Origin of the sequence: Kitasatospora sp. NPDC018058 (assembly GCF_044327205.1) — a bacterium.
In the GTDB taxonomy this organism is placed as follows: Bacteria; Actinomycetota; Actinomycetes; order Streptomycetales; family Streptomycetaceae; genus Kitasatospora.
Genome location: NZ_JBIRFA010000008.1, coordinates 202,417 through 224,962 on the forward strand (window position 1 = coordinate 202,417; position 22,546 = coordinate 224,962).

The following is a 22,546-nucleotide window of genomic DNA, read 5'->3' on the forward strand; positions in this document are numbered from 1 at the left end:
CAACTGCGGTCTAGGATGTGGAGTACTTCAACCTTTCCCCAAGGAAGGAAGGGCCTCCAACGATCATGAATCGCAAGGAACTTGATCCGGATGCCTCACCCACTGCCAAGTTCGGTGCGGAACTTCGCGAGTTGCGAGAGGCGAGAGGCTGGACGCAGGAACACCTGGCGGCCCTCATTGGGTACTCGGCCGTTCATGTGTCCGCCGTCGAAACTGGCCGCAAGCCTCCAACTCTTCCACTTTCCAGAAGGCTTGATGTCGCGTTCGAGACGCCTGAGCGCTTCGAACGAGCGTGGCGCAAGTTGGGGCACAGAGTTCTGTTTGAGGGATTCGGCGAGTACCTGCGCAGTGAAGCGGATGCCGTGGCCGTGCGGTTGTTCGAGATCAACATCGTTCCAAGCCTCTTCCAGGCCCCTGCCTATGCGAGGGCCTACCAGGAAGCGCGAGTTCGCCGAGGGTGGGCAACTCAACAGCAGGCTGAAGAGCGACTCTCGCTGCTGCTGCATCGACAGCAACGTCTGAGCCAGCATCCGGCGCCCCGAGTCCATGCGGTCATAGACGAGGGTTGCCTGCGCCGAGCTATCGGTGGTCGGGACGTCATGGTGGAGCAGCTCGTACGTCTGGAGGAGCTGTCCGTTCAGCCTCAGATGGTTGTGCAGATCAGCCCGTTCTCGCTCGGCGAGGACAGGCCGTTTGGGCTTCCAATTACCTTGCTGACCCTGCCGAATAGGACCATCGTGGGATACGGCGAGACGCAGCGACGTGGCTTCCTTGAGCGGGAACCAGACACCTTGGCCGAGTGGGCTGGTGAGTACGATCAACTGCAAGTCGAGGCGTTGTCCCGCTCGGAGAGCCGAGAGTTCATCCGACAAGTGCGGAGAGGTTTTGAGGATGGATGATCTGACAGGCGCCGCATGGCGCACGAGTAGCTACAGCGTCCAGGAAGGGCAGTGCGTGGAGGTCGCGGACGGGTTCCTCGACCGGGTGCCCGTAAGGGACAGCAAGGATCCCGACGGCCCCGCCCTGGTCTTCCCGGCCGACGCCTGGTCGGCCTTCGTCTCCGCCGTGCGCAGTGGGAAGTTCGGCACGGTCTGAGCGAGCGAGTGTTGGGCCGCCCCGAGAGCTCTCAGGGCGGCCCACGTACTCTGACCCGTAGGGACTACCTATGCGCAGGTCGGGATTCGGATTCCATCGCGGTGACATAAACCAAATGGGTATCGTGATTGTCATGCAGCTCCGGTATTCGTTCCGCGTGTACCCGACTGTTGGTCAGCGTTCTGCGTTGGCCCTCGCGTTCGGGTGTGCTCGGGTGGTCTACAACGATGCGCTTCGCGTCCGCGAGACCGCCCGAGCCGCTGGCCTGCCGTTCGTCACCTCCGGTGAGCTGTCCAAGCGGCTCACGGCGGCGAAGAAGACCCCCGAGCGCGCGTGGCTCGCCGATGTGTCGGCCGTGGTGTTGCAGCAGTCCCTTCGAGATTTGGACGCCGCGTACCGGAACTTCTTCGACAGCCTCAAGGGCAAGCGGCCGAAGATGGGACCGCCCCGCTTCAAGTCCCGCAAGGACACCCGGCAGTCGGTGAGGTTCACCGCGAACGCCGCATGGAAGATCACCACGGGCGGGAAGTTGCGCTTGCCGAAGATCGGCGACGTGACCGTGAAGTGGTCCCGCGCCCTGCCATCCACGCCGTCGACGGTCACCGTGGTCAAGGACAGCGCCGGGAGGTACTTCGCCAGTTTCGTCGTGGAGACCGAATCCGAAGCCCTGCCGGAAGCGGAGCCGACCATCGGCCTCGACCTCGGGCTCGGGCACTTCGCCGTTCTGTCCGACGGACGGAAGATCGACGCCCCGCGCTTCCTGCGTCGGGCCGAGAAGAAGCTCAAGCGCGCGCAGCAGGCTCTGTCCCGCAAGGAGAAGGGCAGCAAGAACCGCGACAAAGCCCGCCGCAAGGTCGCCCGCGTCCACGCGCGGGTGGCCGACGCCCGGCGCGAGTTCCACCACCAGCTCTCAATGAAGATCATCCGCGAGAACCAAGCGGTTGCCATTGAGGATCTGGCAGTCAAGGGACTCGCTCGGACCCGGCTGGCCAAGTCTGTGTACGACGCCGGATGGTCGGCATTCGTGACCATGCTGGAGTACAAGGCGGCGAAGCACGGCCGGACCCTGGTCAAGATTGGACGGTGCGAGCCGACCTCTCAGGTCTGCTCGCGCTGTGGCGTCAGGGACGGCCCCAAACCGCTACACGTTCGCACCTGGCAGTGCCCGGCATGCGGCGTATGGCTGGACCGGGACGTGAACGCTGCCGTCAATATAGCCAAGGCCGCCGGACTGGCGGTGACAGCCTGTCGAGCGCAGGTAAGACCGGGGATCCGTCCCGGCACAGCGTGAAGAAGCAGGAACCCAACGAGACGGTCACTTGACCGTGGTAGGGATCCCCAGCCTCTGGGCCGGGGAGGAAGTCAATATCAGCTGCAGGCCCTCGCGCTCTCGCAAGCTGAGTCCGTGGCCCTGATCAGCCGGCTAAGGGAGGAACTACCGTGACCGCCATCGAACCCGCGTGGTTCAAATCCTCGTACAGCAGCAACGGCGGCAACTGCATTGAGGTAGCGGGGAACTTGGTCGCCTCCGACACTGTTCCTGTCCGTGACTCGAAGGACTCCGAGGGCCCTTCCCTGGTCTTCCGGGCCGACGCCTGGTCGGACTTCGTCTCCGCCGTGCGATGTGGGGAGTTCGGCGCAGTCTGACCGCGCGGGTGGACCGCCCCGGCCTCCCCGGCCGGGGCGGCTTGTTCTGAGGTTCGAGCGAGCGCAACGGACTAATCTCGGGGCGATGCCGAGCTGGAGGATCCGAACGTGGTCTTTCCTGAGGACGAATCGCTCGCGGAATGGTACGCCGCCCGGGCCGGTCGGGACCGGCCGCCGGGGACGCGGGACGCGCTGGTGCTCGCGCCCGAGGATCGGCGGGGACTGCATCCGTTCCAGGACGTCCCGCGGCTGGTGGTCGAGTGGGACGGGCGAGCCTGGCGGCCGGTGACCGTTGCCGCGGATTTCTCGGAGGCCTATCCGCTGATCATGCGGCGCGACGGGGAGCTGATCGAGCCGCAGGACGATACGCCGGTGGCACTGCTGCGAAGGGGGACCGGGCGGCACCGCAGGCCTCTTCCGCCGTCCGGCTGACAGGGGTGGGCCGGAGCGCGTTTCGGCGTGGGGGAGTCCCGGGTGCTGCGGCACTGTCGGGGGGATTCCCCCCGAGGTGAGAGGCGCTGCGCCATGGCCCATCCCGATACCACGACCCCGCCCTCCCAAGGGCATACCGGGCTCAAGCGCGAGGTCGGCCTCGTCGGGCTGCTGTGGGCCTCGGTCGGGGCGATCATCGGCTCCGGCTGGCTGTTCGGGGCGCAGAAGGCGGCGGTGGCGGCCGGGCCGGCGGCGTTGTTGTCCTGGGGCATCGGCGCGGTGGCGATCATCCTGCTGGCGCTGATCCACGCCGAGCTGGGTGGGCTGTTCCCGGTGGCGGGCGGTACGGCGCGGTATCCGCACTACGCGTTCGGCGGGTTCGCGGGGATGTCGTTCGGGTGGTTCACCTGGCTGCAGGCCGCGACCATCGCGCCGATCGAGGTGCAGGCGATGATCAACTACGCCCGGCACTGGACGTGGGCGGAAGGCCTCCTGAACGAGGACCTGACGCTGACCGGGGCGGGTTTCGTGGTCGCGGCCGTGCTGCTCGGGGTGTTCGTCGCGATCAACTTCCTGGGGGTGAGGCTTCTCGCCCACACCAACAGCGTGGCCACCGTATGGAAGGTCGCCGTCCCGGTCCTGACCATCTTCGCGCTCGGGTTCACCGAGTTCCACGGTTCCAACTTCACCGTCCACGGCTTCGCGCCGCACAAGGCCAAGGGTGTGCTCGCGGCGATCAGCACCAGCGGGGTGATCTTCGCACTGCTGGGCTTCGAGCAGGCCATCCAGTGGGCGGGTGAGAGCCGCAATCCCCGCCGGGACATCCCCCGGGCCGTCCTCGGGTCGGTGGTGATCGGCACGGTCATCTACGTGACGCTCCAGGTGGTGTTCATCGGCGCCCTGCCGCCGTCGACCTTCGCGGGCGGCTGGGACAAGCTCGACTACCCCGGCATCAGCGGCCCGTTCGCGGGCCTCGCGACCCTGATCGGTCTCGGCTGGCTGGCGACCATCCTCTTCCTCGACGCGGTGATCTCTCCGGCCGGCACCGGGCTGGTCTACATCACCTCCAGCTCCCGGGTCACCTACGGCCTGAGCCGCAACGGCTACGCGCCGCAGGCCCTGCAGTACACCGACCGCAACTCGGTGCCCTGGCTCGGCCTGGTCATCGCCTGGGTCGCCGGCGTGCTCTGCTTCCTGCCCTTCCCGAGCTGGCAGCGGCTGGTCGGCTTCATCACCTCGGCCGTCGTGCTGATGTACGCGGGCGCGCCGCTGGCCTTCGGGGTGCTGCGCAAGCGGCTGCCGGGGATGGAGCGCTCGTACCACCTGCGCGGCGGCACGATCGTCTCGCCGCTGGCCTTCGCGGTGTCGAGCCTGATCATCTACTGGTCCGGCTGGGACACCCTGTGGCGGCTGGGGCTGGCGATCATCATCGGGTACGTGCTGCTCGGCGGGTACTCCGCGTACGCCGCGTCGAAGGGGGTGCCCAACGCGCCGCGGATGGACTTCAAGGCGGGGCAGTGGCTGCCGGCCTACCTGGTCGGGATGGGGATCATCTCCTGGCAGGGCACCTTCGGCGAGGGCTCGCAGGGGAACCTGCCGCTGTGGTGGGACATCCTGGTCGTGGTGCTGTTCTCGCTGGTCGTCTACTACTGGGCGCTGGCGGTCGCGCTGCCGGCCGAGGAGATCGAGCGGAACATCCGCGGCGTCGAGGTGATGGACGCGGGCGGGCACTGAGCCGCTCGGGACACAGCGGCTCCCGGGGATGGCTCCCCGGGGGCCGCTCGGCGTTTCCGTCCTAGGCGCCGACGGTGGCTTGCCAGGCGGTCTCGGCGGCCGCCAGGGCCGGCCCGGCGTCGGCCTTCGTGGCCGTCGCGAGGGCGGCGAGGCAGGCGCCGACGGTCTCCAGCGAGGCCGCCGGGCCGTAGTGGTTGACCCGCAACATCTCCGCGGCCAGGGCGCCGCCGCCGGGCTGGACCGGCAGGGCCGGGTCGAGGGCGGCGGCGAGCTCGGCGGCGTGCAGACCGGCCGGGGTGCGCAGGGTGGTGGCGACCGGGGCCGCGTGAGCATCCTCGTGGACGTACGGGCTGAGCGTACTCAGCGCCCGGACACCGGCCCGGGTGGCGGCGGAGGCGGCGCGGTGCCGGGCGATCACGGCGGGCAGCCCGTCGGCGGCGATCCGGTCCAGGCAGGCGCCGAGCGCCAGCATCTCCAACTGGGCCGGGGCGTGCGGGAGTACGGCGCGACCGGCGTCGGTCCAGCGCTCCTTCCAGTCCAGGAGGGACAGGTAGGAGCGGCGCGGGGCGGCCGGGTTGGCGGCGATCCGCTCCCAGGCGCGCTCGGAGACGGAGACGGCGGAGACCCCGGCCGGGCCGCCCATCGCCTTCTGGCCGCCGATGACGCACAGGTCGATGCCCCACTCGTCGGTGAGCAGCGGCTCGGCGGCGACTGAGGCGACCGCGTCGAGCATCAGCAGTGCGCCGTGCTCGCGGACCACGGCGGCGATCTCGGCGACCGGGTTGGTGTTGCCGGTGGCGGCCTCGGCGTGCACCAGGGAGACGAAGTCGATCCCCGGGGCGGCGTCCAGGGCCGCGGCCACCTGCGCGGCGCTCACCGCGCTGTCGAAGGGCACGGCGAGGTCGACGACCTCGGCCCCGCAGGAGCGCAGCCAGTTGCCGAAGGTCTGCCCGTACGGGCCGGTGACGATGTTGAGCGCGGTGGAGCCCGGGTGCGCGGCCCCGCGGATGGCGGCTTCCAGCGGGAGGAGCGCCTCGCCCTGGGTGACGATCACGTCGGCCTCGGTGTGCAGCAGCGCGGCCACCTGGTCCTCGATCGCCGCGAACCCGGCGGCGTTGAGCGGGGGGAGGTCGAGGAAGGGACTCACGGTCTGGAAGCCTTTCGCTGCAGGGATGGTGGGTGCCGCAACGAGTCTGCCGCATTCTCGCTGCTTACAGGGAACGCCCCCGTCGGTAGAGTGCGGCCATGAGCGATGGCGCGGTGCTGCACGTCCGGGGTCGGGTGCTGGTCGGTCCGGAGGAGGTCCGGGACGAGCTCTGGGTGGTGGACGGCCGGGTGAGCTTCACCCGCCCGCCGACCGCCGGGGACGTCCGGTCGTTGACCGGTTTCGTGCTGCCCGGCCTGGTGGACGCGCACTGCCACGTCGGACTGGACGCGCACGGCGCGGTGGACGCCGAGACCAGCGAGAAGCAGGCGCTCACCGACCGCGACGCCGGCACCCTGCTGATCCGCGACGCCGGCTCGGCCGCCGACACCCGCTGGATCGACGAGCGCGAGGACCTGCCCCGGATCATCCGCGCCGGGCGGCACATCGCCCGCACCCGCCGCTACATCCGCAACTACGCGCACGAGATCGAGCCCGGCGACCTCGCCGCCTACGTCCGGGCCGAGGCCCGGCGCGGCGACGGCTGGGTGAAGCTGGTCGGCGACTGGATCGACCGCGATCGCGGTGACCTCGCCGCCTGCTGGCCCGGGGACGCGCTGGTCGAGGCGATCGCGGCGGCGCACGAGGAGGGCGCGCGGGTCACCGCGCACTGCTTCGCGGCCGAGTCGCTGCCGGACCTGCTGGCGGCCGGGATCGACTGCGTCGAGCACGCCACCGGGCTGACCGAGGAGCTGATCCCGGCCTTCGCCGAGCGCGGGGTCGCGATCGTCCCGACGCTGGTCAACATCGCCACCTTCCCGGAGCTGGCGGCCGGCGGGGAGGGCAAGTTCCCGGCCTGGGCGGCGCACATGCGGCGGCTGCACGAGCGCCGGTACGACACGGTGGGTGCCGCGCACGACGCGGGCATCCCGGTGTTCGTCGGGACGGACGCGGGCGGCTCGCTCGCGCACGGGCTGGTCGCGGACGAGGTGGCGGAGCTGGTGAAGGCGGGGCTGAGCCCGGCCGAGGCGCTGTCGGCGGCGAGTTGGGGCGCGCGGGCGTGGCTGGGGCGGCCGGGGCTGGCGGAGGGCGCTCCGGCGGACTTCGTGGTGTACGAGGAGGACCCCCGGGAGGACGTCCGGGTGCTGGCGGACCCGGACTTGGTGGTGCTGCGGGGGCGGCCGGTGGGGTGATCCGGCGCTCCTCGCGGGGCCCTCGTCGGGCTTCTCGTTCACATGATCATCCGCTGAACGCGCTGTCGGTGTAGGCCGATAGGGTGGCCACCATGGCACCGCGTCCACTGAACGAGATCGTCGAGCCCGGTTGGGCCACCGCCCTGGAGCCGGTCGCCGGGCGGGTCGCCGCCATGGGCGACTTCCTGCGCGCCGAACTGGCCGCCGGCCGTACCTACCTGCCCTCCGGCCCGAACGTGCTGCGGGCCTTCCAGCAGCCCTTCGCCGACGTGCGGGTGCTGATCGTCGGGCAGGACCCGTACCCGACCCCGGGCCACGCCGTGGGGCTCAGCTTCTCGGTGGGGCCGGAGGTGCGGCCGATCCCGGCGAGCCTGATCAACATCTTCCAGGAGTACGGCAACGACCTCGGCCTGCCGCAGCCGTCCAACGGGGATCTCACCCCGTGGACCGACCAGGGCGTGCTGCTGCTCAACCGCGCGCTGACCACCGCGCCGCGCAAGCCGGCCGCGCACCGGGGCAAGGGCTGGGAGGAGGTCACCGAGCAGGCGATCCGGGCGCTGGCGGCGCGCGGCGGCCCGTTGGTGGCGATCCTGTGGGGCCGCGACGCCCGCAACCTGCGGCCGCTGCTCGGGGACATCCCGGCGATCGAGTCGGCGCACCCGAGCCCGTACTCGGCGAACGGCGGCTTCTTCGGCTCCCGGCCGTTCAGCCGGGCGAACGAGCTGCTGGTGCAGCAGGGGGCGCAGCCGGTGGACTGGCGGCTGCCGTAGCAGAGTTGAGTCGGCGCGGAGCGTCAAACTCACTCCAACGAGTGAAATGACGGTCCGTGGTGCTCATGTGACGGGCTGTTTCGAGAAGACTGGCGGCTCATCGTTTCATCTGTGTGGGGGTACCACCATGTCTTCTCGCCGAGTCGTTTCCGCAGCTGCTGCCGTGATGGCGAGCACCGCGCTCACCGCAGGCCCCGTCCAGGCCGCTCCGGCTCCCACGCCCTCGGTGGGCAAGGCGCGCGCCGTCACCGCCGAACTCGACCTGGACGTCAGCCTGTTGAACAAGGCCGTGGACGTCCCCGTGAACATCGCGCTCAACAAGGTGGAGACACCCGAGCAGCGCGACGCTCCGGTGCTCACCGCCAAGGTGGACGGGGTCGACCAGGCCGGCCCGGTCGAGCTGGTCAAGGCGGACGTCGGCAAGTCCGTCACCCGCGCCGACGCCAAGGGCACCGCCGCCTCCGTCAAGCTGGTCAACGCCGACGTGCACGCCCCCGGCCTGCCCGCCACCGCGCTGCTCGGCCTGGAGGCGATGAGCGCCGAGGCGACCTGTCCGGTCGACGGGCAGCCGACCGCGAACGTGGTCGCGCCCGCCAAGCTGAGCGTGCTGGGCAAGCCGGTCACGGTCGGGCTGTACGGTCCGACCAAGGTGGACGTGCCACTGGTCGGCAGCGTGTCGGTGGAGTTCTCCAAGAAGACCACCACCACGACCACCGCCGCCGCCTCCGCGCTGGAGGTGCAGGTGGAGGTGAACCCGCTGAACCTGAACGTCGCCAAGGTCACCGGGAAGATCACCGTCGCCTCGGTGAGCTGTGAGAAGCCCTCCGCGCCGTCGGCCACTCCCTCTGTCGCGGACACCCCGAGCGCCGCACCCACCAGTGCGCCCGCCGCCCAGCCGGTGGCCGACACCACCACCTCGCGGGCCGCCGTGCCGCAGGCAGCGGCGGAGAAGCCGGAGAAGCTCGCCACCACGGGCGGTGGCAGCGCCACCGGTCCGCTGGCCGCCGGGGCCGCCGCCCTGGTCGCGGGCGGGGCCGCCGCGCTCTGGGCCACCCGGCGCCGTCGGGCCGCGCACGCCCGTCGGCACTGAGTCCGTCGGTACTGAGTCCGTAGGTACTGAGCCGTGGGCACCCTTGGGGGCGGGAGTGCCGCGCCCGGCACTTCCGCACCGTGACCGTGCCAACGCGGACGGTTGGTTCACATGCGCGTTACATGAGAGGAACAACCGGGAAACGGCGGCTTGCGACGCTACGCGGGCACCCACCACCCAGCAATGCGAGGGACCCGCCGTGGCTATCAAGGCCGAGTACATCTGGATCGACGGCACCAAGCCGACCGCGAAGCTCCGTTCCAAGACTCGCGTCCTGCCCAACGCCGACAAGATCCCCACCTGGGGCTTCGACGGTTCCTCGACCAACCAGGCCGAGGGCCACGCCTCGGACCGCGTGCTGGAGCCGGTGAAGGTCGTCAAGGACCCGATCCGCGGCGGTGACAACATCCTCGTCCTGTGCGAGGTCCTGGAGACGAACGGCACCCCGCACGAGTCCAACACCCGCGCCCTGCTGCGCGAGGTCGAGGAGAAGTACTCCGCGCAGGAGTCGATCTTCGGCATCGAGCAGGAGTACACCTTCTTCAAGGGCTCCCGCCCGCTCGGCTTCCCGGAGGGCGGCTTCCCGGCCCCGCAGGGTGGCTACTACTGCGGCGTCGGCGCCGAGGAGGTCTTCGGCCGCGAGATCGTCGAGCTGCACCTGGACCGCTGCATCGACGCCGGCCTGGCCATCTGCGGCATCAACGCCGAGGTCATGCCCGGCCAGTGGGAGTTCCAGATCGGCCCGGTCGACGCGCTGTCCGTCTCGGACGACCTGTGGATCGCCCGCTACCTGCTGTACCGCACCGCCGAGGAGTTCGGCATCGACGCCACCCTGGACGCCAAGCCGGCCCGTGGCGACTGGAACGGCGCGGGTGCGCACACCAACTTCTCCACCAAGGCGATGCGCGAGGGCTACGACGCCATCATCACCGCCTGCGAGTCCCTCGGCGCCTCCCAGGAGAAGGTGCTGGAGCACGTCAACCAGTACGGTGACGACATCCAGTCCCGCCTGACCGGCAAGCACGAGACCGCCCCGTGGAACGTCTACAGCTACGGCGTCTCCGACCGCGGCGCCTCGGTCCGCATCCCGTGGCAGGTCGAGGTGGAGAAGAAGGGCTACATCGAGGACCGTCGCCCGAACGCCAACATCGACCCCTACGTCGTCACCCGCCTGCTGATCAACACCTGCTGCGAGGCCCTGGAGAAGGCCGGCCAGGTCTGATCCGCCCCTGAGGCACCTACGTCCGCAGGCCCCTCCCCGGGTGGGGAGGGGCCTGCGGACGTTGCGCTACTCCTCGGCCTCGGCAACCTGTGGAGCCGGCCGTGACCGCGTAGATCGCTGCTCCTGCAGAGATCGCCGATCCTGCGCAAATCGCTGGTCAATCCAGGGCGCCCGCCAGACAATTCCTGGCATGACCCAGAAGCCCCTGCTGCCCACCTGGTGGGCGGAGACGTCGGCGGGGTGGGCGGACGGTGTGGTGAAGCCGCTGCGGGTGTGGCTGAACCCGGCGCACGGGGCGGAGTTGCTGGCGCTGCCGTACGAGCTGGTGTGGGCGACGACCTGGATGGACGAGGCGAACACCTTCATCGGACCGCGCGTCGGACTGCCCGAACTCCCGTACATACCCTGGACGGAGGTGTTCCGGCAGGATCCGGACGGGCTGCACTGGAAGACCAGGGAGCTGGTGGCCTGGGCGGCCGGGCGACCGTTCGTCTGGCTGGACGACGAGCTCGGCCCGCAGGACATCGAGTGGATTGCGGCGAACCACCCGGCCCCGGCGCTGCCGCTGTGGGTCGACCCCCGAGCCGGCCTGCGGGAGCTGCACTTCGCGGCGCTGCGGGAGTGGGCGGAGGGGGAATGCTGATCGGACGGGTCGAGCGGCTGCGCCGCTATCCGGTCAAGTCGCTGCTGGGGGAGGAGCTTTCGGCCGCCGAGGTGGACGAGCGCGGCCTGGCCGGGGACCGTGGCCGGGCGCTGCTGGACGTGGAGACCGGGCGGGTGGCCAGCGCCAAGAACCCCCGGTTGTGGGCCGGCCTGCTCCGGTACTCGGCGGCGGTCGCGACGGACGGCGGGGTGGCGATCACCGGCCCGGACGGGTGCGAGGCGGACGAGGCGGAGCTGTCCGAGGCGCTCGGCCGCAAGCTCGCCCTGATCGCCGAGCGCCCGCCCGGCGCGACGGTCGAGCGGGCCGTGCCGGAGGAGGTGTTGGCGCACGGGATCGCGGCGGAAGTGCCCGTCACCGTCAATGAGTTGGGGCGGGCCGCACCGGAGGGCGGCTTCTTCGACTTCGCCCCGCTGCACCTGATCACCAGCTCGACGCTGGCGGCCGTCGGCGCCGAGGCCGAGCGCTACCGGCCGAACCTGGTGATCCGCACCGAGGGCGAGGGATTCGTCGAGAACGCCTGGGTGGGGCGGGAGTTGACGATCGGCCCGACGCTGCGGCTGCGGGTCGTGGTGCCCACCCCGCGCTGCGCCGTCCCGGCCCTGCGGCACGGCCCGCTGCCCCGCCGCACCGAGGCGCTGCGGATCCCGGCCGAGCGGAACCGGCTGGTCCCCCTGGAGGGCATGCCGGAACTGCCCTGCGCCGGGGTGTACGCGCAGGTGCTGGCGCCCGGCCGGATCGAGCCCGGCGACGGGGTCCGGCTGGCCGGGGTCAGGCCGATCGGTGTCAGGTTGAACTGAGCACCGTCTCCAGGGCGTTGAGGAATCGGTCGGTGGTCTCCTCGCCCCGGACGGCGATCCGCAGCCAGTCCTCGCCGAGCCCGGGGAAGGTGTCCCCGCGCCGGACGGCGAAGCCGTGCTCGCGCAGCCGCTCGCGCACGGCCGCCGCGCCCGGTAGTCGGACCAGGACGAAGGAGGCGGCCGCTTCGCCGTACATCCGCAGGCCCGGGACGGCGGTCAGGCCCTTCACCAAGTACGCCCGCCACAGGGCCAGTTCGGCGGCAGCCTGCTCCGCCTCGGCCAGCGCGGCCGGGCCGCTGCAGATCTCGGCGGCGGCCAGTGCGGGGGTGGAGACCGGCCAGAGCGGCTGGGCGGCGCCGAGGGCGGCGATCAGTGGTGCCGGTCCGAGGGCGTAGCCGATCCGCAGCCCGGCCAGGCCCCAGGTCTTGGTGAGGCTGCGCAGGACGACGACCTGGCCGGGCAGGTCCCGGGCCGAGGCCAGGGACTCCCGCTCGCCCGGGACGGTGTCCATGAACGCCTCGTCCACCACCAGGGTGCGCCCGGGGCGGGCGAGTGCGGTGACCGTCTCGGCGGGGTGCAGCACGGAGGTCGGGTTGGTGGGGTTGCCGAGGACGACCAGGTCCGCCTCCTCGGGGACGGCGCCGAGCCTGAACCCGTCCTCGGCGGTGAGCAGCACCCGGTGCACCCGGTGCCCGGCGTCCCGCAGCGCGGCCTCCGGTTCGGTGAACTGTGGATGCACGACAGCGATGTGACGAGCGGTCACCACACGGGCGAGCAGCACGAAGGCCTCCGCCGCCCCCGAGGTGAGCAGCACCTCGCCGACCGGGCGCCCGTGCCGGGCGGCCACCGCGGCGCGGGCGGCGCTCTGGTCGGGGTAGGCGGCGAGGTCGCCGAGGGTGGCGGCCAGGTGCTCGCGCAGCCAGGCCGGGGGCGTGCCGGTGCGGACGTTGACCGCGAGGTCGACCAGTCCGCGGCCGGCGGCGCGCACCTCGGCGTCGCCGTGGTGGCGCAGGTCGGGTTCGGGGGCGGTCACGTGGAGGCTCCTCGCTGGTCGATGGGAAGGCCGGGTACCCGGTGGACGTCGTACGGGCCCGGCGGCACGGCGAGCCCGGTACCGTCGCCGAGGGCGACCAGCGCGACGGCGTGCCCGTGGGCGGCCAGCGCGATGGCCGCTCCGGTGTGGTCGACCACCTGTCCGGTGCCGTCCGTCGCGACTCCGGCCCAGTCCAGTACCACTCCGCGGGCGTTCCGTACCGTCCCGGGCTCCGGCACCGCGACCTGCCGCGTCCCCGGCCGGAGCAGTCCGGCCACCGCCTCGACCGCCTCCGGCCTGCCCACCACCACCGAGGCGCGCCGCAGCTCCGTCAGGGCGCGCGGCACCAGCAGGTCGTGGGCCCCCGGCCCGAGGCCGACCAGCGCCAGCCGGCCGCGCACCGCGGCCCGGGCGATCGCGACCGTCGTCGTCGCCGACTTCCGCTTGGTGACCACGAGTCGACCGCCGTTCGAGCTCGCGAGCGCCGCGGCCTCGGCCACGCTCGCGGTGCCGACCGCCGTGCCGACGACCTCGGAGGGGTTCGGCACCGTGAGCCGGGCCAGTTCATCGGCCGGGTGCTCGTCCACCGGCACGTTCAGGCAGCGCGCGGCCCAGCGCACCGCCGGGTGGTCCGCCTTGCCGGCCACGGTGGCCAACCGGGCGATCGCCGAGCGGAGGTGGCCGGTCTCCGCGAGCACGGCCATCAGCAGCTTCATCGCGTCGGCCGCTTCGGTGCCGCTGCCCGCGCCGATGCCGACGACCAGGGTGCGCGGGACGACCAGGAGGTCGCTGTTGCCCGGGTCCTCCTGGTCGGTGACCCGCAGCACGGGGGCGTCCTCGGGCGCGTCCGGCCGGATGTTCGGGGGCAGCGGGGGCAGCGGGTACGGCACGTCGGTGACCAGCCGCACCGGCCGTCCGTCCCTAGCCGCCTGCTCGGTGGCGGCGGAGCCGGCCCGGTGGTAGCGCACGGCGTGTGACGTCAGGACGGCGAGCGGGTTCTCGGGGGCGGACGGCGGGCCGGTGAACACCGGGGTGACCCCGAGGGCGGCCGCCACCTCCCGGGCCAGCTCCTCGGCCGAGTCCGTGTGGGTCAGCGGGATCACCCAGCGCCGTCCCGGGTCCAGACAGAGCACCTCGGCGCCGCGCGGAACGTTCACGCGGTCGTCGGTCAGCAGCCCGACGACGGCGGCGAGCGACCCGACGGCGATCACCTGCCGGTGCCGACTGAGGGCGAAGTGCATCGCCTCCGGCCCCTGGAAGCAGTTGCCGCGCGAGGCCCGGTAGGCGTAGCTGCTCTCCGGCCAGAGGGCCTGCAGCTCGTCGGTCAGCGGGCGGCCCGGCCCGTAGATGGCGACCAGTCCGATCACGTACCGCACTCCTTGCCGTCCCCGGCCCTACGTCGACGGGCCCCCGTGATCCCACCACGCGCGGCGGAAGGGGTCAATCACGGCGCGTGTGAGATCCGACGCGGACTCCGTTGCTTCGTACGGGGACCGCGTCGCAGCTGTTCGTCTGTTCTTCACTTCTCTTGTGCGGTACACGACATGCCGCGATCCTACTGTTCTCGGCGCTCCCGCCCCGGAAGCCCGACACTCGGAGGACCCCATGGCCTTCGCACGACTCCGCACCCCCGGCACCCCCACCGCCGGCCCGCGCCCCGCCCGTCGTCGTCCGCTCCGCCCGCTCACCGCCATCGCCACCGGCCTCGGCCTGGTCGCCGGCTCGCTCGGCCTGTGGGCCGCGGGCGGCAGCGCGGCCGCCGACACCGCGGTCGGCCTGCCCTCGCCCGACCACGTGATCGTCGTGATGATGGAGAATCACGCGTACTCGCAGGTCATCGGCAGCTCCAACGCGCCGTACATCAACGGCACCCTGGCGGCCGGCGGCGCGACGCTGACCCAGTCGTACGCGCTCACCCACCCCAGCCAGCCCAACTACTACATGCTGTTCTCCGGCAGCTCGCAGGGCATCGTCGACGACAGCTGCGTGGACGTCGGCGCGCTGCAGCAGCCGAACCTGGCCTCCGAGCTGCTCGCCGCCAACCAGACCTGGGCCAGCTACAACGAGGGCCTGCCCGCCCCCGGCGCCACCGACTGCCGCGTCGACAACTACGCGCAGAAGCACAACCCGTGGTTCGGCTTCGGCAACGTGCCCACCTCCAGCGCCTACGGCATGGACGCGTTCCCGACCGACTTCACCACCCTGCCCAAGGTCTCCTTCGTCATCCCGGACCTCTGCGACGACATGCACGACTGTTCGGTGGGTACCGGCGACTCCTGGCTGCAGACCAACCTCGATGCGTACGCCCAGTGGGCCAAGAACAACAACAGCCTGCTGGTGGTGACCTTCGACGAGGACAACCGCCTGGCCGGCAACCGCATCCCGACCCTGGTCTACGGCGCCCACGTCGCCCCGGGCAGCTCCGCCGCCACCACCTACAACCACTACGACGTGCTGCACACTCTGGAGGACCTGGCCGGCGTCAACGCCCACGCCGGCAACTCCGCCGGGGCCTCCGACATCACCGGCATCTGGAACTGACGCCCGTGTACGTCGCGGACTCCCGCAGCTCCAAGGCCCCCGCCGCACCGGCCACCGGCCCGGTGCGGCGGGGCGCCGCCCTGCGCGCCGTGCCGGGGGCGGTCATCGCCCTCGGCGCCGTCAGCATGGTCACCGACATCTCCTCCGAGATGGTCAATGCCGTCCTGCCGCTCTACCTGCTCACCGGACTCGGCCTGTCCCCGCTCGGCTTCGGGCTGCTCGACGGCATCCAGAACGGCTTCAGCGCCCTGGTCCGGCTCGTCGGCGGCCACCTCGCCGACCGCCGCGGCCGCGACGGGGCCGCCCGCCACAAGGCCGTCGCGGCCGTCGGGTACGGGCTGTCCGCGCTGTGCCGCCCGCTGCTGCCGTTCGTCCACACCGTGCCGCTGATCGGCGCCGTCATCGCCGTCGACCGCACCGGCAAGGGCCTGCGCACCGCGCCCCGGGACGCGATGATCTCGCTCGCCACCGAACCCGCCCACCGCGGCCGGGCGTTCGGCGTGCACCGGGCGATGGACACGGCCGGCGCCCTGCTCGGCCCGCTCACCGCCTTCCTGGTGCTGCGCCTCGCGGGCGGCCCGCTGCTCGCCGACGGCGGTGAACGGCACGGCTACGACGCCGTGTTCACGGTCAGCGCCTGCGTCGCCGCGCTGGGTGTGCTGATCCTGCTGCTGTTCGTGCCGAACCGGCCGTACGGTGACGATCCGTCGGCCGGCGTCCCCTCGCTGCGCGACAGCCTCACCCTGCTGCGCCTTCCCGGACTGCGCCGGCTCACCCTGTGTGCCGTGCTGCTCGGGCTCACCACCGTCAGCGACTCCTTCCTCTACCTGCTGATCCAGCGCCGACTCGGCCTGTCCGTCGACCTGTTCCCGCTGCTGCCGCTCGGCACCGCGGCCGCCTTCCTGCTGCTCGCCGTCCCGTTCGGCTCGCTCGCCGACCGGATCGGCCGCCGCCGGCTCTTCCTGCTCGGGCACGGGGTGCTGCTGCCGGCGTACGGGCTGCTGCTGTCGCCGCTGCGCGGGCTGCCGGCGGTGATCTGCGTACTGGTGCTGCACGGCTCCTTCTACGCCGCCACCGACGGGGTGCTCGCCGCCGCCGCGGCCGACACGGTGCCCGCCGAACAGCGCGGCGCCGGGCTGGCCCTGGTCGGCACCGGGCAGGTGCTGGCCCGGTTCGCCTGCTCGCTGCTGTTCGGCGCGCTGTGGAGCGCGGAGGGCGGCCCGAGCGCGCTGGCCTGGTCGGCGGGCGCGCTGGCGCTGTGCGTGGGCGGCGCGGCGGTGGTGCTGCGCACGTCCGAACCCGTTGCCGCCGAGGAGCGTTCGTGAACCTGCAGAACCGGACCAGGCTGATCGTGCTGCTGGTCGCCGTCCTGGTGCTCGGCGCGGTCGGCACCGGCGCCGTCCTGTACGCCGCCGACCGCACCGCAGAGCGGGACCGCACCCAGACCGGCGGTCCGGCCGTCAACCCGGGGTCGGTGTCTCTTCAAGTCCCTTCGAAGGGACGTCAGTTGATGTTCCGCAACATGGCCTGGGGCCCGCACCGGGACGAGATCACCACCGTCCCCGCCGACCGGCCGGACGGCCCGCGCACCGCCTCCGGCACGCAGTGCCTGCGCTTCCACGCCGCCGCCGGCACCGGTATCTGCCTGCAGGCCCAGCACGGAGCGCTGGAGGACACCTACCGCGCCGTCATCCTGGACGACCACCTGCACGAGCGGCGCTCGTTCCCCGCCGCCGGCATCCCCACCCGCTCCCGGGTCTCCCCGTCCGGGCACCTCGCCGCCTGGACGGTCTTCGTCAGCGGCGACTCCTACGCGGGCACCGACTTCTCCACCCGCACCTCGATCGTGGACGTCCGGGACTGGAACCTGCGGGAGAACCTGGAGGACTTCGCCGTCGTCAAGGACGGCCACCCGTACCAGGCGCACGACGTCAACATCTGGGGCGTCACCTTCGCCGACGACAACACCTTCTACGCCACCCTAGCCACCGGCGGGCATACCCACCTGGTCCGCGGCGACCTCGCCGCCCGCACCCTGACCACCCTGCACGACAACGTGGAGTGCCCCTCGCTCTCCCCGGACGGCACCCACATCGCGTACAAGAAGCGCGTCCCCGGCCTGTCCGCCGACTCCCCCTGGCGGCTGTACGTCCTCGACCTGGGCACGATGACCGAGACCGCGACCGCCGAGCAGCGCAACATCGACGACCAGGCACTCTGGTCCGACAACGGCACCCTGCTGTACGCCCTGCCCGGGGACTACGGCGCCGACCTGTGGACCGTCCCGGCGGACGGCTCCGGCGGCGCTCGACTGGTCACCGAGGCTGCGGTCGCCCCCGCCTACCTGGGCTGAGGAACTCTGGGCTACGGTCCCCTCAAGGGAATGTGACGTCCTGATCGGCTGTCCCGATCTGATCGGATGGCCCGATCGAACGTCCTGATCGAAACGGGGGAGCGAGAAACCGTGGACGGCATCCCACCCGAGCGCATGGTGGCCGACTCCTGGCCCGCCCTGCACGGCCGCCCGGTCCTGCGGCGCACCGTCGCCGTCGGGCTGGTGCTCGGCGTGTCCGTCGCCGCCGCCCTCGTGGTGCGCGGCGTCAACGCGCTCACCGCCGACCAGGTCGGCCGGGAAACCGACCGCGACCGCGCCGAGCGCCTGGCCGGTCTCCACCCCTCCCAGCATCCGGGAGCCGGGCGGTACTACGTGCCGGTCAGCACGGTCTACACCCGGACGTCGGACGGGGCGCCGATCGCCTACCTGCACTACCGGCTCGGGGGAGGCAAGGACCCGGGGCTCGGGGACTTCCTGCGGACCTACGACCTCCCGGCGCCCGGGCCGACCGCCCCGCTGCCGCCGGACCTCGCGGCGGCGCTCGGCGGGGACGAGCCGGCCGAGGCGCCGGAGCTGCCGGAGCCGCCGGAGCCGTCGGCGAGCCCCTCGGCCGCGGCCTCCCCGTCGGCGGTCGCGTCCCCGTCCGAGGCGACGTCCGCCCCGGTCGCCATCGCGGCGCAGCCGGCGGACGGCGGCCCCGCGGACCCGAGTGCCGACGCCGACGCCGACGCCGACGCCGACGCCGACGCCGACGCCGACGCGTCCGATGAACCCTCTGAGCCCCCGAAACTTTCTGCACCCCCTGAGCCCTCGGCCGAGCCGGATGCCAAGGCCGGGGTCGGGGAGGGCAGTCCCTCCCCGGCCCCGACCCCGCCGCCCACCTGGACGGCTACCCCGACCCCCGGCTGGACCCCTTCCGCCGTCCCCGTCCCCGTCCACCCGGCCGGCGCCCGCCGGATCTACGTCGCCACCATCCCCGGCGGCCTGCCGGGCGCCGCCGACATCTACATCCGCGCCACCGGCTGAGCCGCGCGCAGCACGTCGGACGAGGGCGCGGGGACGGAGAGGGGCGCGGGCGCCTGGCCCGTCGCGGTGGCCGGACGGCTCGGGGACTGGCCGACCAGCAGCGCGCCGAGCGCCAGCAGCAGGCCGAGGACCTGCCACGGGGTGAGGGTCTGGCCGAGGACCAGCAGGCCGCCGACCGTCGCCACCACCGGGTTGACCAGTCCCAGGAAGGACGCCGGCCCGGCGCCCAGGCGCTCGATGCCGCGGAACCACAGCACGTACCCGAGCGCCGTGCTGAACAGGCCGAGGTAGGCGAAGCCCGCCAGGTTGGCGCCGCTCAGTGCCGGCGGCGCGCCCTCGACCACCGCCGCCAGCGGGACCAGGAAGACCGACCCGGCGAGCAGCTGCCACGCGGTGAGGTCGAGCAGGGTCGCCCCCTCGGGGCGGCCCCAGCGGCGGGTGAGTACGGTGCCCATGGCCATCAGCGCGACACCCGCGACCATCGCGGCGATCCCGAGGCCGTCCAGCTTCGCCCCGCTCTTGAGCACCAGCAGGGCCACCCCGCCGACCCCGACCAGCCCGGCGAGCAGCGCCCGCCGTCCGGGCCGGACACCGAGCACCCCGATCGAGAACCCGGCGACGAGCAGCGGCTGGATCGCCCCGATGGTGGCCGCGACGCCGCCGGGCAACCGGTACGCGCCGACGAACATCAGCGGGAAGAACAGCCCGATGTTGAGCATCCCGAGCACCGCCGCGCGCCCCCACCAGCGCCCCTTGGGCAGTCTGCGGCCGATCAGCAGCAGGAGCAGCCCGGCCGGCAGCGCCCGCAGCGCGGCGAGCAGCAGCGGGCGGCCTTCGGGCAACAGCTGGGTGGTGACCAGGTAGGTGGTGCCCCAGGCGGCCGGGGCCAGTGCGGCGGTGGCGGCGATCGCGGCGCGCTTGCGGTCCATGACGTCCCCCTCAACGTTGATTATCTGAACGTTGAGATATTTCTACGCCCAGGGATCGGTGAACGTCAAGTATGTGAATGTTAAGATATATGCGACCGGCGGGACCGGGAGCGCAGTACGACGAGAGGGCGGCAGCCATGCAGCATCGCGACACCGTCGACGACATCGCCGAGCAGTGGCGAAGGGTCGACCCCGACCTGGACCTGGAGGCCATGGCCCTGATCGGCCGGCTGCGGCGGTTGAACGTCCGGGTCGACAACGCCCTGCGCGACTACTTCGCCACCTGCGGCCTGGACTCCTCCGAGTTCGACGTCCTCGCCACCCTGCGCCGCTCCGGCGAGCCCTACGAACTCAACGCCCGCGCCCTGCTCAAGTCCGCCATGGTCACCTCCGGTGCCATCACCAACCGCGTCGACAAGCTCTCCGCCAAGGGCCTGGTCGAACGCAATCCCTGCCCGACCGACCGCCGCGCCGTCCTGGTCCGGCTCACCCCGGCCGGCAAGGAGCTCATCGACGCCGCCCTGCCCGGCCACCTGGAGAACGAGGAGCGCATCCTCACCGCGCTCGACGCCGACGAGCGCGCCCAACTCGACACCCTGCTGCGCAAACTCCTCATCGCCCACGGCGACACCGAACCGCTCCTCGACTGAGCCACTGTCAGTGCCCCTTGCCGTGCCGGCCCCGCGGCGGCCGGGGCAAGGGGTCGCCTGGCGGGCGACGCTCCCCGCCCTGGTGCACGGCATGCGGCCGTAGTGGTGCGGTGGTTCGCGTGTCCACGACCTGTCCGGCCGCGTTGTCCCATCGGGAAGCCGCACCGGAGGAGGGGCCCGATGAAGCGCAAGACCCCCAGGGACATCGCCGTCGACGACCAGTTGCGGGCGGCGGGGACGGAGGGCGCCCAGTGGCTCGCGGCCGCCGGGTGGGGCCCGCCGGTGAAGGTGCCGCTGCAGAACGCGGCCAAGTGGCAGCAGGAGACCCGGGCCCGGATGCTGGCGGCGCAGGAGGACGAGTCCTGCACGTGGTGCGACCACCTGCTGCACGGCGGGCCGCAGCCCGTCGTCGTGCACGCCGAGCACCCGACCCACCTGGTCTGCCGCACCTGCTCGATCCTCGCCCGCCCGAACCGCCGCTGCCTGGACTGCGGCAGGCCCGCCCACTCCGAGTCCCCGCTGGACGGCCGCGAGGACGTCTTCATGGGTGCGGTGGCGATCTACACCCGCCTCCGCTGCGCCGCCTGCTTCCGCGCCGACCAGCTCAACGGGACCTTCGGCAGCAGCATGTGACGGCCAGTTACAGCTGGGCGATCAGCGCGTAGCGCTCGTCGTGCACCGGGCCGCCCCACAGGGCGGCGTCCTCGCTGAGCGGCTCGATGCGCAGCTCGGCCACCAACGGGCGTACCACTGCCGCGAGTTCCGCCGCCCCGATGCCGCCGCCCCACGGCAGGCGCTCCGCGCCGGCGACGTACGGGGCCGTCTGCTCGGCGGTTTCGCGCCACCGCCCCTCGACCAGGACCAGCCGCCCGCCGGGCCGGAGCAGCCGCGCCCAGGCCCGCAGTGCCCGTTCCGGCTCGGGAATCGTCCAGATCACGTGGCGTGACAGCACGACGTCGAAGCTGCCCTCCTGAAGCGGGGGCGCCGTCGCGTCACCCACCAGGAACCGCCCTGGCACCCCTGCGGCCGCGAGCTTCGCCCGTGCCCGCGCCGCCATCCGCGGCGCCAGATCCACCCCGGTCACCCGATGCCCACCCGCCGCGACCAGCTCTGCCAACGAGCCTGTCCCGCACCCGACATCAAGCACATCCGCAGGCCCCGGCGGCAACCACCCCCGCACCCGCCGCGTCCACGCCTCCCGCGTCGGCGCCGCCCGCAACCCGTGATCCGGCTCGTCGTCGAAACCCGACGAAGCCGCGTTCCAGTAGTCGGCGATGGCCCGGCTGGAGTCAGTCATGCCGGCCATCATCGCAACCGGCACCGACATCCGGCCCGGCTCGGTCCAGCGGGGGAGCGGCCACCCCGAACTCCCGGCAACCGAGCCGAACTCCGCCAAGGTGACGGCCCGATCGATCGCGGTCATCGGTGAATGTCCCCGGCCCAATCGAGTTGACGAGCGGCGGAAACGATCGACAGCGTTGCTCGCATGACAACCAGGGAGTGACTCAACACCGAGTCCGCGCTGCAGCCGGGCACGGAACTCTTCAGAAGTGATCGCAGGTTCCAGCTCTCGGCCTACACCGACAGCCACGGCCAACTGCTGTTGCGCAGCCACGCGGACCCGGATAGCCCCGGTGATCCTGCCGACACCACGATCGACGTGCTGTTCAAGCCTGCTGGAGTCTTGAAGATCCGGGACGACTACGACGGTGTGGTCATCCGATGCGCAACTGTTCAGGAGGCCGAAAGCATTCGGACCGCCTACCCCGGCATTCGCTTCTGCCGCGATGATCGCGTCTTCATGTTGGAAAGCAACGGCGAAATCGACTACCTCGTGGCCATGGCCGTCGGCTGGCACGAGGGCGTCCTGTCTCCCACCCGGCTGAGCTTCTTCAACGACGTCGACGCCGGCCGTCCTCGCTGGCCCAGCCAGCCGTTGTTCGGCGCCGGCCCCCGCTTCAACCTCGCCTCGGTGCAGGAACTGACCACCGCCCTGGGCGCCACCGACGACGGCCCGGTCCGCCGGGAGCGCTATCGCGACGTCCACGTCGTCATGACCCGGGTCGATCGGGCCGGCGGACCGGGCATTTCGGCTGCCGGCGTCTTCCTCACCGAAGCTGATGCGGAAGACGCCCGGCCCATGATCGCTCCCAGCGTCGCGGAGTGCTGGATCGAGATTGTCCCGATCGCCGTGTGAAACCCGGCACCGAGGCGGGGCTGCCCGTCCAGCCATCGCGTTGGTGT

The 22,546-nt window shown here is 72.0% G+C and carries 23 protein-coding genes and 1 pseudogene; 19 read left to right on the top strand and 5 right to left on the bottom strand.

Translation table 11 applies throughout. The annotated features are described in order from the left end of the window. Positions 1 to 17: 17 nt before the first annotated feature. The 6 genes and pseudogenes from ACH4E7_RS13965 (at position 18) to ACH4E7_RS13990 (ending at position 4,908) form a co-directional block, all read left to right on the top strand. Entirely contained in the window at positions 18 to 899 is an 882-nt protein-coding gene (locus ACH4E7_RS13965) for a Scr1 family TA system antitoxin-like transcriptional regulator (protein WP_396249277.1), read from the top strand. After that, positions 892 to 1,095, top strand: a complete 204-nt coding sequence (locus ACH4E7_RS13970) for a DUF397 domain-containing protein (protein ID WP_396249278.1) — start codon at positions 892 to 894, stop codon at positions 1,093 to 1,095. The genes ACH4E7_RS13965 and ACH4E7_RS13970 overlap by 8 nt, the downstream gene beginning before the upstream one ends. A gap of 133 nt (positions 1,096 to 1,228) precedes the next feature. Continuing rightward, positions 1,229 to 2,510 (top strand): annotated as a pseudogene (locus ACH4E7_RS13975) (RNA-guided endonuclease InsQ/TnpB family protein). Between the two features lie 25 nt (positions 2,511 to 2,535). Then, positions 2,536 to 2,742: a DUF397 domain-containing protein gene (locus ACH4E7_RS13980; protein ID WP_396249279.1), complete on the top strand. Its 207-nt coding sequence runs from the start codon at positions 2,536 to 2,538 to the stop codon at positions 2,740 to 2,742. Between the two features lie 108 nt (positions 2,743 to 2,850). Continuing rightward, a complete protein-coding gene (locus ACH4E7_RS13985) occupies positions 2,851 to 3,174 on the top strand; it encodes a DUF6087 family protein (RefSeq protein WP_396249280.1) in 324 nt (107 codons plus the stop codon). 93 nt (positions 3,175 to 3,267) lie between these two features. After that, a complete protein-coding gene (locus ACH4E7_RS13990) occupies positions 3,268 to 4,908 on the top strand; it encodes an APC family permease (protein ID WP_396249281.1) in 1,641 nt (546 codons plus the stop codon). Between the two features lie 61 nt (positions 4,909 to 4,969). Here ACH4E7_RS13990 and ACH4E7_RS13995 read toward each other — a convergent pair whose 3' ends face one another. Next, positions 4,970 to 6,055, bottom strand: coding sequence for a pyridoxal-phosphate-dependent aminotransferase family protein (locus tag ACH4E7_RS13995; RefSeq protein ID WP_396249282.1), 1,086 nt, complete (start codon positions 6,053 to 6,055; stop codon positions 4,970 to 4,972). Positions 6,056 to 6,153: 98 nt separating this feature from the next. Here ACH4E7_RS13995 and ACH4E7_RS14000 point away from each other — a divergent pair, with 98 nt between their 5' ends. The 6 genes from ACH4E7_RS14000 to ACH4E7_RS14025 all read left to right on the top strand — a co-directional run bounded on the left by ACH4E7_RS14000 (position 6,154) and on the right by ACH4E7_RS14025 (position 11,788). Continuing rightward, on the top strand, positions 6,154 to 7,245 hold the full coding sequence (locus tag ACH4E7_RS14000) for an amidohydrolase family protein (RefSeq protein ID WP_396249283.1): 1,092 nt from the start codon (positions 6,154 to 6,156) through the stop codon (positions 7,243 to 7,245). A gap of 92 nt (positions 7,246 to 7,337) precedes the next feature. Continuing rightward, positions 7,338 to 8,015: a uracil-DNA glycosylase gene (locus ACH4E7_RS14005; protein ID WP_396249284.1), complete on the top strand. Its 678-nt coding sequence runs from the start codon at positions 7,338 to 7,340 to the stop codon at positions 8,013 to 8,015. 127 nt (positions 8,016 to 8,142) lie between these two features. Next, entirely contained in the window at positions 8,143 to 9,105 is a 963-nt protein-coding gene (locus ACH4E7_RS14010; RefSeq protein ID WP_396249285.1) for an SCO1860 family LAETG-anchored protein, read from the top strand. Between the two features lie 199 nt (positions 9,106 to 9,304). Next, on the top strand, positions 9,305 to 10,327 hold the full coding sequence (gene glnII / locus ACH4E7_RS14015; RefSeq protein WP_396249286.1) for a glutamine synthetase GlnII: 1,023 nt from the start codon (positions 9,305 to 9,307) through the stop codon (positions 10,325 to 10,327). A gap of 190 nt (positions 10,328 to 10,517) precedes the next feature. Beyond that, a complete protein-coding gene (locus ACH4E7_RS14020) occupies positions 10,518 to 10,970 on the top strand; it encodes a hypothetical protein (RefSeq protein ID WP_396249287.1) in 453 nt (150 codons plus the stop codon). Continuing rightward, positions 10,964 to 11,788, top strand: a complete 825-nt coding sequence (locus ACH4E7_RS14025; protein ID WP_396249288.1) for an MOSC domain-containing protein — start codon at positions 10,964 to 10,966, stop codon at positions 11,786 to 11,788. The genes ACH4E7_RS14020 and ACH4E7_RS14025 overlap by 7 nt, the downstream gene beginning before the upstream one ends. On the opposite strand, the gene cobC is transcribed toward ACH4E7_RS14025, so the two are convergent. Continuing rightward, positions 11,775 to 12,821: an Rv2231c family pyridoxal phosphate-dependent protein CobC gene (gene cobC, locus ACH4E7_RS14030; RefSeq protein WP_396249289.1), complete on the bottom strand. Its 1,047-nt coding sequence runs from the start codon at positions 12,819 to 12,821 to the stop codon at positions 11,775 to 11,777. The genes ACH4E7_RS14025 and cobC overlap by 14 nt on opposite strands. Then, complete coding sequence (locus ACH4E7_RS14035) at positions 12,818 to 14,188, bottom strand: cobalamin biosynthesis protein (protein WP_396249290.1); 1,371 nt, start codon at positions 14,186 to 14,188, stop codon at positions 12,818 to 12,820. Before ACH4E7_RS14035 ends, cobC begins: the two co-directional genes overlap by 4 nt. Before the next feature lie 238 nt (positions 14,189 to 14,426). Here ACH4E7_RS14035 and ACH4E7_RS14040 point away from each other — a divergent pair, with 238 nt between their 5' ends. The 4 genes from ACH4E7_RS14040 (at position 14,427) to ACH4E7_RS14055 (ending at position 18,723) form a co-directional block, all read left to right on the top strand. Further along, positions 14,427 to 15,362 (top strand): alkaline phosphatase family protein, encoded by a 936-nt coding sequence (locus ACH4E7_RS14040; protein WP_396249291.1) that lies wholly within the window; start codon positions 14,427 to 14,429, stop codon positions 15,360 to 15,362. Between the two features lie 5 nt (positions 15,363 to 15,367). Beyond that, positions 15,368 to 16,687 (top strand): MFS transporter, encoded by a 1,320-nt coding sequence (locus ACH4E7_RS14045; RefSeq protein ID WP_396249292.1) that lies wholly within the window; start codon positions 15,368 to 15,370, stop codon positions 16,685 to 16,687. A gap of 2 nt (positions 16,688 to 16,689) precedes the next feature. Beyond that, positions 16,690 to 17,715 (top strand): TolB family protein, encoded by a 1,026-nt coding sequence (locus ACH4E7_RS14050; protein WP_396249379.1) that lies wholly within the window; start codon positions 16,690 to 16,692, stop codon positions 17,713 to 17,715. 111 nt (positions 17,716 to 17,826) lie between these two features. After that, positions 17,827 to 18,723 carry a hypothetical protein gene (locus ACH4E7_RS14055; protein ID WP_396249293.1) on the top strand — a complete coding sequence of 299 codons (897 nt, stop codon included), beginning with the start codon at positions 17,827 to 17,829 and terminating at the stop codon, positions 18,721 to 18,723. Here ACH4E7_RS14055 and ACH4E7_RS14060 read toward each other — a convergent pair. Next, on the bottom strand, positions 18,702 to 19,652 hold the full coding sequence (locus ACH4E7_RS14060) for an EamA family transporter (RefSeq protein WP_396249294.1): 951 nt from the start codon (positions 19,650 to 19,652) through the stop codon (positions 18,702 to 18,704). The genes ACH4E7_RS14055 and ACH4E7_RS14060 overlap by 22 nt on opposite strands. A 137-nt stretch (positions 19,653 to 19,789) precedes the next feature. Between ACH4E7_RS14060 and ACH4E7_RS14065 the strand changes: the two genes are divergently transcribed. Further along, positions 19,790 to 20,302, top strand: a complete 513-nt coding sequence (locus tag ACH4E7_RS14065) for a MarR family winged helix-turn-helix transcriptional regulator (protein WP_396249295.1) — start codon at positions 19,790 to 19,792, stop codon at positions 20,300 to 20,302. Positions 20,303 to 20,482: 180 nt separating this feature from the next. Then, on the top strand, positions 20,483 to 20,935 hold the full coding sequence (locus ACH4E7_RS14070) for a hypothetical protein (RefSeq protein WP_396249296.1): 453 nt from the start codon (positions 20,483 to 20,485) through the stop codon (positions 20,933 to 20,935). Positions 20,936 to 20,942: 7 nt separating this feature from the next. Here the strand turns inward: ACH4E7_RS14070 and ACH4E7_RS14075 are convergent, their stop codons facing one another. Continuing rightward, positions 20,943 to 21,599, bottom strand: a complete 657-nt coding sequence (locus tag ACH4E7_RS14075) for a class I SAM-dependent methyltransferase (protein ID WP_396249380.1) — start codon at positions 21,597 to 21,599, stop codon at positions 20,943 to 20,945. A gap of 306 nt (positions 21,600 to 21,905) precedes the next feature. Here ACH4E7_RS14075 and ACH4E7_RS14080 point away from each other — a divergent pair, with 306 nt between their 5' ends. Next, positions 21,906 to 22,499: a hypothetical protein gene (locus ACH4E7_RS14080; protein WP_396249297.1), complete on the top strand. Its 594-nt coding sequence runs from the start codon at positions 21,906 to 21,908 to the stop codon at positions 22,497 to 22,499. Positions 22,500 to 22,546 lie beyond the last annotated feature (47 nt).

Coding starts and splice junctions, on each gene's coding strand:
- ACH4E7_RS13970 (WP_396249278.1), top strand. CDS start 892: ATGGATGATCTGACAGGCGCCGCATGGCGCACGAGTAGCTACAGCGTC.
- ACH4E7_RS13990 (WP_396249281.1), top strand. CDS start 3,268: ATGGCCCATCCCGATACCACGACCCCGCCCTCCCAAGGGCATACCGGG.
- ACH4E7_RS14000 (WP_396249283.1), top strand. CDS start 6,154: ATGAGCGATGGCGCGGTGCTGCACGTCCGGGGTCGGGTGCTGGTCGGT.
- ACH4E7_RS14005 (WP_396249284.1), top strand. CDS start 7,338: ATGGCACCGCGTCCACTGAACGAGATCGTCGAGCCCGGTTGGGCCACC.
- ACH4E7_RS14010 (WP_396249285.1), top strand. CDS start 8,143: ATGTCTTCTCGCCGAGTCGTTTCCGCAGCTGCTGCCGTGATGGCGAGC.
- ACH4E7_RS14020 (WP_396249287.1), top strand. CDS start 10,518: ATGACCCAGAAGCCCCTGCTGCCCACCTGGTGGGCGGAGACGTCGGCG.
- ACH4E7_RS14025 (WP_396249288.1), top strand. CDS start 10,964: ATGCTGATCGGACGGGTCGAGCGGCTGCGCCGCTATCCGGTCAAGTCG.
- ACH4E7_RS14040 (WP_396249291.1), top strand. CDS start 14,427: ATGGCCTTCGCACGACTCCGCACCCCCGGCACCCCCACCGCCGGCCCG.
- ACH4E7_RS14060 (WP_396249294.1), bottom strand. CDS start 19,652: ATGGACCGCAAGCGCGCCGCGATCGCCGCCACCGCCGCACTGGCCCCG.
- ACH4E7_RS14065 (WP_396249295.1), top strand. CDS start 19,790: ATGCAGCATCGCGACACCGTCGACGACATCGCCGAGCAGTGGCGAAGG.
- ACH4E7_RS14070 (WP_396249296.1), top strand. CDS start 20,483: ATGAAGCGCAAGACCCCCAGGGACATCGCCGTCGACGACCAGTTGCGG.
- ACH4E7_RS14075 (WP_396249380.1), bottom strand. CDS start 21,599: ATGACTGACTCCAGCCGGGCCATCGCCGACTACTGGAACGCGGCTTCG.